Source organism: Mesorhizobium sp. M1066 (assembly GCF_040318635.1).
Taxonomy (GTDB): domain Bacteria; phylum Pseudomonadota; class Alphaproteobacteria; order Rhizobiales; family Rhizobiaceae; genus Mesorhizobium.
Map to the genome: position 1 here is coordinate 140,331 of NZ_JAMYMR010000006.1, position 11,828 is coordinate 152,158.

General features: G+C 62.3%; 13 protein-coding genes. 9 read left to right on the forward strand and 4 right to left on the reverse strand.

The annotated features are described in order from the left end of the window. The first annotated feature begins 146 nt into the window (after positions 1-146). Entirely contained in the window at positions 147-1,721 is a 1,575-nt protein-coding gene (locus NKH52_RS11735; protein WP_352730003.1) for a hypothetical protein, read from the forward strand. 115 nt (positions 1,722-1,836) lie between these two features. On the opposite strand, the gene NKH52_RS11740 is transcribed toward NKH52_RS11735, so the two are convergent. The 3 genes from NKH52_RS11740 to NKH52_RS11750 form a co-directional block, all read right to left on the reverse strand. Then, on the reverse strand, positions 1,837-2,196 hold the full coding sequence (locus NKH52_RS11740) for a tRNA-binding protein (RefSeq protein ID WP_127261686.1): 360 nt from the start codon (positions 2,194-2,196) through the stop codon (positions 1,837-1,839). A gap of 27 nt (positions 2,197-2,223) precedes the next feature. After that, positions 2,224-2,724, reverse strand: coding sequence for a type III secretion system chaperone family protein (locus NKH52_RS11745; RefSeq protein WP_013893499.1), 501 nt, complete (start codon positions 2,722-2,724; stop codon positions 2,224-2,226). Positions 2,725-3,068: 344 nt separating this feature from the next. Next, positions 3,069-3,371: an accessory factor UbiK family protein gene (locus NKH52_RS11750; RefSeq protein ID WP_352730005.1), complete on the reverse strand. Its 303-nt coding sequence runs from the start codon at positions 3,369-3,371 to the stop codon at positions 3,069-3,071. A 167-nt stretch (positions 3,372-3,538) separates the two neighbouring features. Here NKH52_RS11750 and lgt point away from each other — a divergent pair, with 167 nt between their 5' ends. The 7 genes from lgt to NKH52_RS11785 all read left to right on the forward strand — a co-directional run bounded on the left by lgt (position 3,539) and on the right by NKH52_RS11785 (position 9,367). Further along, complete coding sequence (lgt, locus tag NKH52_RS11755) at positions 3,539-4,393, forward strand: prolipoprotein diacylglyceryl transferase (protein ID WP_352730007.1); 855 nt, start codon at positions 3,539-3,541, stop codon at positions 4,391-4,393. Further along, complete coding sequence (locus NKH52_RS11760; RefSeq protein ID WP_352730009.1) at positions 4,390-5,478, forward strand: class I SAM-dependent methyltransferase; 1,089 nt, start codon at positions 4,390-4,392, stop codon at positions 5,476-5,478. Before lgt ends, NKH52_RS11760 begins: the two co-directional genes overlap by 4 nt. Before the next feature lie 107 nt (positions 5,479-5,585). After that, positions 5,586-6,380, forward strand: coding sequence for a peptidoglycan editing factor PgeF (pgeF, locus tag NKH52_RS11765; protein WP_352730011.1), 795 nt, complete (start codon positions 5,586-5,588; stop codon positions 6,378-6,380). Next, positions 6,380-7,531, forward strand: coding sequence for a M24 family metallopeptidase (locus NKH52_RS11770; RefSeq protein WP_352730013.1), 1,152 nt, complete (start codon positions 6,380-6,382; stop codon positions 7,529-7,531). The genes pgeF and NKH52_RS11770 overlap by 1 nt, the downstream gene beginning before the upstream one ends. 43 nt (positions 7,532-7,574) lie before the next feature. Next, complete coding sequence (locus NKH52_RS11775; protein ID WP_352730015.1) at positions 7,575-8,195, forward strand: hypothetical protein; 621 nt, start codon at positions 7,575-7,577, stop codon at positions 8,193-8,195. Positions 8,196-8,236: 41 nt separating this feature from the next. Further along, positions 8,237-8,368, forward strand: a complete 132-nt coding sequence (locus NKH52_RS11780) for a hypothetical protein (RefSeq protein ID WP_256747485.1) — start codon at positions 8,237-8,239, stop codon at positions 8,366-8,368. Positions 8,369-8,431: 63 nt separating this feature from the next. Next, positions 8,432-9,367, forward strand: a complete 936-nt coding sequence (locus NKH52_RS11785) for a ribose-phosphate pyrophosphokinase (RefSeq protein ID WP_013530002.1) — start codon at positions 8,432-8,434, stop codon at positions 9,365-9,367. A 116-nt stretch (positions 9,368-9,483) separates the two neighbouring features. On the opposite strand, the gene NKH52_RS11790 is transcribed toward NKH52_RS11785, so the two are convergent. Next, entirely contained in the window at positions 9,484-10,368 is an 885-nt protein-coding gene (locus tag NKH52_RS11790) for an AraC family transcriptional regulator (RefSeq protein ID WP_352730017.1), read from the reverse strand. A gap of 173 nt (positions 10,369-10,541) precedes the next feature. On the opposite strand from NKH52_RS11790, the gene NKH52_RS11795 reads away from it, so the two are divergent. Then, positions 10,542-11,783 (forward strand): MFS transporter, encoded by a 1,242-nt coding sequence (locus NKH52_RS11795; RefSeq protein WP_023809817.1) that lies wholly within the window; start codon positions 10,542-10,544, stop codon positions 11,781-11,783. Positions 11,784-11,828 lie beyond the last annotated feature (45 nt).

The window sequence follows — 11,828 nt, forward strand, 5'->3', positions numbered from 1 at the left end:
CCATGACCAAGTCAAATTGATAATGCAGTCCAGGGCTGCGTAGTCATCCATACTTGAGGCGCGCCGCCATCTCGCCCTCCCAAGACATGGAGAATTCTGGCAAATGTCGGCGACTCAAAATTTACCATTTCTACCTACATTGCGGCATGTTCGAAGCAACAGTCTCCAACAGAATCAACAGTTACACGAGCCATTTCATCGGGCCCGAAGGTATCTTGCTGACAGTTTTGCTGGTGATGGCTTTCTTGCCCGTACTGCTCGTCGACATACCGGCTATGGCGGACTATCCAAATCATCTCGCAAGAATGTCGATCCTGATGCGCGCCGGTACGCCCGAGGCCCATCCCTACTATGAGGCCGCATGGGCACCCTATCCTAATCTAGCCATGGATCTCGTTGTCCCGTTCGCTGGACGCTTGATCGGGATCGAGCTGGCATCAAAGCTTTTCTATCTAGTCTCGCAAATGCTGGTCGTCAGCGGGGCAATGGCCGTCGGAGCGGCCGCACAAGGGCGTGTGATCCTCAGCGGTTTCGTCGCTTCGCTCTTCCTCTACGCCATGCCTTTCGCTTTCGGATTCGTGAATTTCGAATTTGGGTTCGGGATCGTTCTTTGGTCCATCGCGGTTTGGATTTGGCTTGCGGAACGGGCTCTGCCGCTGCGCCTTGCGATCCATGCCGTCTTCGTCGTGGTTCTGTATATCTCTCACTTATTTGCCCTCGGCCTGTATGGCATTGTGGTGGGACTGTACGAACTCTCCCGCTGGCCCGGCCATATTGAGAATTGGAAACGCACGACCTTGCTGGTTACCGGAATGTCTGCTCCGGTCGTCGCAGTTGGCGCCCTGGCGCTCGCCTACGGCGGCAAAGTGGGTGGCGAAGGAACCGAATGGGCCCTGTCGGCGAAATTGTTGGCGCTGGTTCAAGTCAACGGCTTCAGCAGATACACTTCCTCAGCCGTGACCGTGGTGCTGATCATTCTCAGTTACCTTGCGGTGAAGCACAGGATGGTGGCGGTCTCTGGCGTCGGCTGCTGGATAGGCTTTGGGCTCTTGTGTCTGTTCATTGTCATGCCGTTTCGCGTTGCAGACACGGCCTTTGTCGACGGGCGCGTTCTTCTGGCGCTTATTCTGATCCTGCCAGCCTTCGTCACGATCAAGCGTCCGCAGGGCTCGCGTGGAACACTTCTCGTCGCGCTGGCGTTTGGCGCCGGGCTTGCAAACAGTGGCATCACGATCTGGGCGCAATTGTCGTGCCGCAGCGAATATCGTGCCCTTATGACCGCGTTCGACGCAATTCCAATGGGTTCGCGAATCCTTACCGGCCAGAATGGCCTCCCAGATGACCCGCCGACGAATCTGCTCCTTTATCCAATGTACAATGCTGCCGCGTTGGCCGTAGTCACACGCAATGCACTGATGCCAACGCTGTTCACCTATCCGGGAAAACAGCCGGTGAGGCCCCGGCCGGAAGTAGCAAACCTGACCATACCGCAAGGCGGGCCTATTCCGATGTCTGAACTGGAGGCCTACGCTGCCGGTGCTTCCCCACCGGTCGAGGCGGCGTATGCAGCGCATTGGACCCGTGACTTTGACTATCTGCTGGTAATCACGCCGGAGAGCGGCCCGCCACGACACGGCAATCTTGAATTAATCGCCGAAGGCAAGCAGTTCAAATTATACAGAATAAGGAAATCGGTCGACGCGGACAGGAAAAGCAGATGATGTCCACGCGCGACACTCCTGCCAGGTCATCGGCATGAATCCATGCTGAAGCATCTGCCGAAAGGAGTATCAATCTATCCCGGTTCGCCTGGGATTCTGATCCCCAGTCGGGACCCTAAAACAACCGCCCGCCATCCGGCACCTTACGCTCGATGGCGCCGAGCACCACGGCGCCCTCTTCGTCGGGAAAGCCGAGAGTGAGCACTTCCGACATGAACGGACCGATCTGGCGCGGCGGGAAATTGACCACCGCGAACACCTGCCGGCCGATCAGCGTCTCCGGTGTATAGTATTTGGTGATCTGCGCCGACGATTTCTTGATGCCGATGCCGGCGCCGAAATCGATCTTCAGCTTGAATGCGGGCTTGCGCGCCTCGGGAAACGGTTCGGCCTCGACGATCGTGCCGGCGCGGATGTCGACACGATCGAAATCGGCAAAACTGATCTCGGGCTTGCGCTCGCTGTTCGAACTCATCTTGGTTCTTGTCTGCCTTACGGGGTCTCAGGCGTTGCCGTAGGTCTCGAACAGCACGCCGGCCAGGGCGTCCTTGGCCGAGGTTCCCGACCAGACGACGAACTGGAACGCCTGGAAATAGCATTCGCAGGCTTCCAGCGCCGACGACAGCAACACTTCGACCTGCTGGCTCGACGGCTCGACCCCGCCGGCCAGCAGCAGCGACTGGCGGAACATAATCGCGCCCTCCTGCTCCCAGAGGTCGAAATGGCCAAACAGCATCTGCTCATTGATCAACGACAAGAGCCGCATCACTTCCAGCGCGCGGGTCTCCGGCACCTTGATGTCGAAGGCACAGGCCAGGTGCAGCGCTTCGAAATCCTCCATCCACGAAAAGGAGACGTGATAGTCGGTCCAGCTTCCGGCAACCGAGATCGAAATCTCGTCGTCACCTGCCCGCTCAAAGGACCAGTCGTTGTTGTGGGCCACCTGCTCGATAACATCCACCGGATGGATTTCGCGGGAGAATTCGAGTTCGAGAAGTTCCATGGAATGCTTCCTGTCGTTCTGTACGAGCGCCGCCACACGCTCCGCGGGAGGGCACACACAACGAACAATCTTGTCTAGAACTCGGACGGCCAGGACTTTCCTGCGCAAAAGACTACTTCTCGACGCAAAGACCCCAGACCGGACCCCACCGCCCGGTCGCATGACCCTGCTCCGAATCATGCAACAAATTCAGTCTATTGATCGGGAGTCGCGTGAACAGCCCAATTTTTCGCACTGCGTCATTCGCATGTGGAAAGCCGCTGTCACAAAGATTCATGCAATGCCGTTAAGCGATTCACGGCAAAGCGCTTTTCAGGATCGGGCTATGTGGAAAAGTTTAACGATTATTTTTTTGCGCGGGACTTGGCCGCCGCCGCCGGTGCGGCGTCACCGGCCAGTTCCGCAAGCTTCGCCTCGAGCACCTCGATACGGGCGGCAAGGCGGGTGTTTTCTTCCCGGGCCTTGGCGGCCATCTCGCGCGCTGCCTCGAACTCTTCGCGCTGCACCACGTCCATGGTGTTGAGGATGCGTTCGGCCTGGCCTTTGAAGGCGGTCTCCACCTCCCGGCGCACGCCCTGGGCAGCGCCGGCGGCATCAGTCATCAGCTTGGCGAATTCATCGAGAATGCGGTTCGGTCCGGTCGACATGGCAAATCCTCGCTTGATTGAAATGACGTAGTGGCGCTGCGCGCGGAATGCAAGAACGTTGAAGCCTGCTGCGGCATCAAGTCGGGAGCGCCCACCTTGCCTTGACCCTGCCAAAACCCTGCCGCATGGTCCGGCGCCCAAACACGTTCGCAACCGAGAGTTCCCCGTTGAACGAATATTTCCTGCTGCCGCTGGCCTCCTTACCCTTCCCCAACATCAACCCGATCCTCATCCAGATCGGGCCGCTGGCGGTGCATTGGTATGGCGTCGGCTATATCGTCGGCATCCTGTTCGCCTGGTGGTATGCCAAGCGGCTCGCCTCTAATGCCAAGCTATGGCCGAACGGCGTCCTGCCGATGAAGCCGGAGGATCTCGACGACTTCATCGTCTGGGCGGCCATCGGCGTCGTGCTGGGCGGCCGCACCGGTTATGTGCTGTTCTATGATCTGCCGCGCTACATCGCCCACCCGCTCGACATCTTGGCGGTCTGGCAAGGCGGTATGTCGTTCCATGGGGGCCTGCTCGGCGTCATCCTCGCCATGACGCTGTTTTCCATCAAGCGCGGCATCCGCATCTGGTCGCTGTTTGACGTCGTGGCCGCCGGCGTGCCGGTCGGCCTTGGCCTGGTGCGCGTCGCCAATTTCATCAATTCCGAGCTGTGGGGCCGGCCAACCGACGTGCCCTGGGCTTTCGAGTTTCCCAATGGCGGGCCGTTTGCCCGTCACCCGAGCCAGCTCTACGAGGCGCTTCTCGAAGGCGTGGTGCTGTTCCTCGTGCTGCGCATCCTCACCCATTCGCGCCTCAAGTTGAAGACGCCGCGCTTCGTCGGCGGCGCCTTCATCTGCGGCTACGGCCTGTCGCGCATTTTCGTCGAGTTCTTCCGAGAGCCCGACCAGCAGCTCGGCTACCTCCTCGGCACCAACTGGCTGACCATGGGCATGATCCTGTCGACGCCGATGGTGCTGGCCGGTATCTGGGCGATGCTGACCGCCAAGCCGGTGACGCAGCCGCAGCCGGCATGACACGGCTGAAAACCCGCATCGTTGACCTGATCGAGGCCTTGGGGCCGCTTCCGATCAACGAATATATGGCGCTGTGCCTGTTCGACCCGGCGGACGGCTACTACACGACGCGCGAACCTTTTGGTGCGGCCGGCGACTTCATCACCGCGCCGGAAATCAGCCAGATGTTCGGCGAACTGGTCGCCGTGTGGATGTACCAGGCATGGCAGGCGAGCGGCCGGCCGCTGCCGGCCACCTTCGCCGAGATCGGCCCCGGCCGCGGCACGCTGATGAAGGACATGCTGCGCACGCTGTCGCGGCTTGATCCGGAGCTGGCTAACGGCGCCCTCTTCGCCATGATCGAAACCAGCCCGCGCCTGACCGAGGTGCAGAAGCAGACGCTTGGCGCCACACCCTTCGCGGTTGGCTGGCATGAAACCATCGAGACCTTGCCGCAGCAACCGCTGTTCATCGTCGGCAACGAACTGTTCGACGCCGTGCCCATCCGCCAGTTCGTCCGCGCCGGCACCGGCTGGCGCGAGCGCATGGTCGGCCTCGACGAAACCAACGACCTTTGCTTCTTCGCCGGCGCCGGTTCGGTCGACCCAACGCTGCTGCCCGCCGATGCCACTCAAGCGCCGCAAGGTGCGATTGCCGAAGTGGCGCCTGCCCGCACCGCACTCATGGCAACGATCGCCGAGCGCATATCCAGGCATGGCGGCGTTGGCCTGTTTCTCGACTACGGCCATCTCCAGCCGGGTGTCGGGGACACGCTTCAGGCCTTGCGCAGCCACGATCACGAAGATGTGCTGGCCAATCCCGGTGAGGCCGACCTCACCTCCCATGTCGATTTCGCCGCCCTTGCCGCGATCGTGCGTGCACATGGCCTCGAAGCTCATCTGACGACACAGGGCGACTTCCTCCTCGGCATGGGTATCCTCGAGCGCGCCGGCCGGCTTGGCGCCGATGCCGGCCAGGCGGCGCGCGAAAGGATCGCCGGGGACGTCGAGCGCCTCGCAGGGCCGCAAGCCATGGGCGAGCTGTTCAAGGTGCTTGCGGTACTGCCCCGCGGCGTGGCGGTTCGGCCCTTCGCCGGGGCGGATTGACTTTTTACCGCCGCCCCTCCCAATCTCCCGTCCGCGCTTTGCAGCGCCTGTTCTCGACCAAGCACCTTCTTCTTGACGAAACCGCCCACACGGACAACAACGCCCGCATGCTGAATCAGACCAAACCGGATCCCGTTCGGTCGCCGCTGCTGGACAAGGCGCAGGCACAAGGCGTCCGCCACGGCTATTTCACCCGCATCGGCGGTGTCTCCAGCGGCATCTACCAGGGCCTCAACATCGGCACCGGATCGAATGACGACCAGGCGCTGGTCGCCGAGAACCGCGGCCGCGTCGCCGCCTGGATGGGCGTGCCGGCGAGCCATCTGTTGACCGCCTGGCAGGTCCATTCGCCCGACGTCATCAGCGTCAGCGAACCCTTTGCCGGCGAGCGGCCCAAGGCAGACGCCATCGTCACCGACCGGCCGGGCATCGCCATCGGCGCCTCGACCGCCGATTGCGGTCCCGTGCTGTTCGCCGATGCGCAGGCGCGCGTCATCGGCGCCGCGCATGCCGGCTGGAAAGGCGCCTTCACCGGCGTGCTCGAAAACACCATCCTGGCGATGGAAAGCCTCGGCGCCCGGCGCCAAAACATCGTCGCCGTGCTGGGCCCCTCCATCGGCCCGAAAAACTACGAGGTCGGCCCGGAATTCGTCGCCCGCTTTGTCGATGCCGACGCCGAAAACATCCTCTATTTCACGCCGTCCGCCAATGCCGGCCATGCCATGTTCGACCTCAACCGCTACACGGTTGACCGGTTGGCCAAGGCCGGCGTGACGGCTGAGGGCCTCGACCGCTGCACTTACGCCGAGGAGGGCCTGTTCTACTCCTACCGGCGCACCACGCATCGCAAGGAGCCCGATTACGGCCGGCAGGTTTCGGCAATTGTCTTGGAGAGGGAATAATGGCGCTGCATTTTGAACGATCTGAATTTGACGCGCGGCGCGACCGGCTGATCATCGAGATGGCCGAAAAGAAGCTCGACGCCATCCTGCTGTTCGCGCAGGAAAGCATGTACTGGCTGACCGGCTACGATACGTTCGGCTTCTGCTTCTTCCAGTGCCTGGTGGTGAAGGCCGACGGTTCGATGGTGCTTCTGACCCGCTCGGCCGACCTGCGCCAGGCGCGTCAGACCTCAATTATCGACAACATCGTCTTGTGGACGGACCGCAACGGGGCCAATCCGGCGGTCGACCTGCGCAATCTGCTCAACGAACTCGACCTGCTCGGCGCCCGCATCGGTGTCGAATACGACACCCATGGCCTGACCGCGTTCAATGGCCGACGGCTCGACGAACAGTTGCAGACCTTCGGCCAGATCGCCGATGCGTCCGGCATTGTCGGCCGTCTGCGCCTGTTCAAGAGCCCGGCCGAGGTCGCCAAGGCCGAGAAGGCCGCCAATCTTTCCGATGATGCGCTCGACGCGGCGCTGCCGCTGATCAAGCAAGGCGGCGACGAAGCCCTGATCCTGGCCGCCATGCAGGGTGCGATCTTTGCCGGCGGCGGCGACTATCCGGCCAACGAATTCATCATCGGCTCCGGCGTCGATGCGCTGCTGTGCCGCTACAAGGCCGGCCGCCGCAAGCTCACCAAAAATGACCAGCTGACGCTCGAATGGGCCGGCGTCTTCAACCACTACCACGCACCGATGATGCGCACGGTGCTGACCGGCAAGGTGTCGAAGCGCCATCAGGAACTGTTCGACGCCGCCCGCGCGGCACTTCTGGCTGTCGAAAAGGCGATGACGCCGGGCAACAGCTTCGGCGACGTCTTCGATGCTCATGCCCGCACCATGGAGGCGCACGGCCTGACCAAGCACCGGCTGAACGCCTGCGGCTATTCAGTCGGCGCCCGCTTCACCCCGTCCTGGATGGACATGCCGATGTTCTACCAGGGCAATCCCGAACCGATCGCGCCCAGCATGACGCTGTTCGCCCATATGATCATCATGGACTCCGATACCGAGACGGCGATGACGCTTGGCCGCACCTACCTGACCACCGAATCCCAGCCCAAGCCGCTGTCCCGCCATGATCTCGACTTGATCGTACAGTGAATCCACAGTGGGAGGCGTTCTTCGCCAAGGAGTTAGAAGGCAAATGAGACGATCGCATGTGACGACCGTGTCATTGCTTGTGGCATTGGCTCTTGCCGCCTGCACCAACGCAAAGGACGTGCTCGAACCGTCGGCGATCACGCCGCCGGCGACGTCGACCCAGACGCTGCCCGCAACGTCAGGCAGCACGGTTCCGGCCGGGCCCGCCACCAGCACGGCGGGCGCTTCCGCAACCACCGCCGCACCGGTCACATCAGCCCAAAGCGCTGCCATCCTGTCGAAGACCCGCCTGCAGATCGCGCCGATCGTCGGCGCATCGGTCGAGGCCGCGACACCTCTGACGGCGGAGTTGCAGACGCGCGCCAGGCAGCGCGGTATCACGCTCGCCGGCAGCGCCGACCAGACCGTGACACATGTGCTGAAGGGCTATTTCTCGACGATGTCGGAAGGCGCCGACACCACCGTCATCTACGTCTGGGATGTCTATGACCCCGCCGGCAACCGGCTGCACCGCATCAATGGTCAGCAGAAGGCCCCGTCGGTCAATTCCGGCGCCAGCGCGGGCGGCGACAGCTGGAAGGGGGTCTCGCCGGCCACCATGCAGGCGATCGCCGACCAGACCATCGACCAATTCGCGGCCTGGCTCGGCGGCAAGGCGGGCTAGAGGCATCGGACCCAAAAGTGGAGACGGTTTGGGAAAATCCGATGCCCAACGAGAAGAAGGAGCAGCGCAAGTCCGCTGCTCCCTGTTGCAGCCCGGCGATGGCGCGGAGCTTTCTTGAGTTTAGCCGGCGGATTCCCGATCTCGGCGCTTGCAATACCGGCGCGGGCCGCTAAAAGCCCGGTTAAAGGGCGCAAGCGAGTCCGTCAGGTCTCATCATCCTCCACCAGGAACCGTGCATGAAACTCTTCGCGGGCAATTCCAACAGGGTGCTGGCCGAAGCGGTCGCCCGGTACCTCAACGTCCCGCTGGGCAAAGCCACGGTCAGACGCTTCGCCGACCAGGAAATCTTCGTCGAAATCCAGGAAAATGTGCGCGGCGAGGATGTCTTCATCCTGCAATCGACCTCGTTCCCAACCAACGATCATTTGATGGAATTGCTCATCATGATCGATGCCTTCATGCGTTCCTCGGCCAAGCGCATCACGGCGGTCATCCCCTATTTCGGCTACGCCAGGCAGGACCGCCGCGCCTCCGGCCGCACGCCGATCTCGGCCAAGCTGGTCGCCAACATGATCACCCGCGCCGGTGTCGACCGCGTTCTGACGCTTGACCTGCATGCCGGCCAGATCCAGGGCTTCTTCGACATTCCGACCGACAATCTGTTTTCCGTGCCGGTGATGGCCCGCGACGTGAAGGCCAAATACAAGCAACTCGGCAACGTCGTGGTGGTTTCGCCCGACATTGGCGGCGTGGTCCGCGCCCGTGCGCTGGCCAAGCGCTTCGATGCGCAACTGGCCATCGTCGACAAACGCCGCGAACGGCCCGGCGAATCGGAAGTCATGAACATCATCGGCGCGGTCGCCGGCAAGGATTGCCTGCTGATCGACGACATCGTCGATTCCGGCGGCACGCTGTGCAACGCCGCCGATGCGCTGCTGGCCAACGGCGCCACCAGCGTCACCGCCTATATCACCCACGGTGTGCTGTCGGGCGGTGCGGTTGCCCGCATCAGCGGCTCGAAGCTGCAGGAACTGGTGATCACCGATTCCATCCAGCCCACCCAGGGCGTGCTCGACGCGCCCAACATCCGCGTCATCTCGATCGCCGACCTGATGGGCGAAGCCATTTCGCGCACCGCGACCGAAGAATCGGTGTCGAGCCTGTTCGACTAGAGCAATTCCAGGAAAAGTGTGAAGCGGTTTTCCGTCTAGAACCGCGTCAAAACAAAGAGTTAGAGCAGATCGCCGTTTCAGTGAAACGGTGAAACGCTCTAGAACAGCACCTGCCGTTACGGCACAGAGCTTTCCAACCGAACCGGGCCGACCAGGCGACGAGCGACCTCGACGCTCTCTCGTGCGCCGCGCATATAGCCGCGCGGCGAGTTCCCCAGCATGCGCTTGAACATGGTGATGAAGGCCGGCACGCTGTCATAGCCGAGATCGAGCGCCACCCTGGTGATCGGCTCGCCGTCCGCTAGCCTGGGCAGCGCCGCGAACAGGCAGGCCTGCTGGCGCCATGTCGACAGCGACAGGCCGGTCTGGCGCTGGAAGGCGCGGGTGAAGGAGCGGCGGCTCATGCCGGCGGCATCCGCCCATTCATCGATCGTCGCATGCGGCGACGGTGCCGCGACGAAGCGCCGGCAGAGCGCCGACAGCCTCGGATCGGACGGGAATGGGAGGCCGAGCGGCCGTTCCGGCAAGGTCGGGATTTCGTGCAGCAAAAGGTTCATGATCAGCCCACCGCGTCCTTCCAGAACGCCGCCTTGCGGCAGCTTTTCCGATTCCACGATCAGGCTGTGCATCAGGTCGGTGACGCCGACGACGCGCAAGCCTTCCGGCAGCCCGGGGATCGCCTGTGGCATGACATAGACCGAGCGCATCGAGACATCGCCCAGCATCTCGACGGAATGCTCGGTGCCGGCTGGAATCCACATCGCGTGGTCCGGCGGCACCATCCAGCGCCCGTAGCGCGTCGTCACCAACACCACGCCGACAAGCGCATGCAAGAGCTGGCTGCGGCTGTGGCGGTGCTGCGGCACACGGTAGCCATCGGGATATTCGGTCGGCAATGCCACCGCCGGCCCGGCCACTTGCTCAAGCCACTGCCAGCGGCTCTCGTGCAACTGGCCGAGATTGGCGTTGCCAGCGTGAAAGACTTCTTTGCCGTGCGGCATCCGATATGGCCCACTTGCGAAACTATTGGACCAAACCACGAAAGAAGTCATCCCGCAAGCAGCTTATAAGGCACCGTCCCCAAGCGCTCCACAGGAGCGTCCGACAAGGCGGCCGCAGGTGCGTCCGTCAACTGCCTGCGGCCCTGCCCGCCAAAAAGACCACGGAGCCTACCTTGACCGATACGATAGCCGCCAGCGTCGCCCCACCGGCGACCACCAGTCACGCTTCAGCCCAGGCGACGGCCTTCACCGTCATCCTGGCGGTGAGCTTCTGCCATTGCATCAACGATATCATGCAGTCGCTGCTGTCGGCCATTTACCCGCTCCTGAAAGAGAATTATGGCCTCGATTTCTGGCAGATCGGCTTGTTGACCTTCACCTTCCAGGTGACGGCATCGCTGCTGCAGCCTGTGATCGGCATGATCACCGACAAGCGGCCGATGCCCTATTCGCTGCCCTACGGCATGGCGTCATCGCTGATCGGCCTGATTGTGCTCGCCTATGCCGGGCATTATTCGCTGCTGCTGATCGGCGCCTCGCTGATCGGCATCGGCTCGGCGATATTCCATCCGGAATCCTCGCGCATCGCCCGCTTCGCCTCCGGCGGCCGCTTCGGCCTGGCGCAGTCACTGTTCCAGGTTGGCGGCAATTTCGGCCAGTCCATGGGGCCGCTGCTGGCGGCCTTCATCGTCGTGCCGTTCGGCCAGACCAGCATTTCCTGGTTCGCCGTCGGCTCGCTGATCGGCATCATCGTTTTGTGGCAGGTCGGCGGCTGGTACAGCCGGCTGCGTGCCGCGCAGGGCACCCGCAAGGCGGCGAGCTTCGTTTCGCCTTTCCCGCGCCGCAAGGTGACGAATGCATTGATCGTGCTGACATTGCTGGTGCTGAGCAAGAATGCCTACATCGCCAGCCTCGCCAGCTACTACACCTTCTATTCCATGCATAAGTTCGGCGTTTCGGTGCAGATGAGCCAAGTCATGCTGTTCCTGTTCCTCGGTGCCTCGGCGCTGGGCATCCTGCTCGGCGGCCCGTTCGGCGACCGCTACGGACAGAAGGCGATGATCTGGTTCTCCATCGTCGGCGTGCTGCCTTTCACACTCGCCCTGCCCTACGCCAATCTGGAATGGACGATGGTGCTGACGGTGCTGATCGGCCTGATCCTGTCCTCGGCCTTCTCGAACATCGTCGTCTTTGCGCAGGAGCTCGTGCCGGGCCGCGTCGGCATGATCGCCGGCATCTTCTTCGGCTTCGCCTTCGGCATGGGCGGCATCGCGGCGGCCGTGCTCGGCATCGTCGCCGACATGAAGGGCATCGATTTCGTCTTCCAGATCTGCTCGTATTTGCCGTTTCTTGGATTGCTCACCGTGTTCCTGCCGAACATGAAGGAAGCACGCAAAGCGCAGTTAGTTGCCTAGATCACGCTAATCTGAACCTCACAAAAAATGCACCCGCCTGATGGC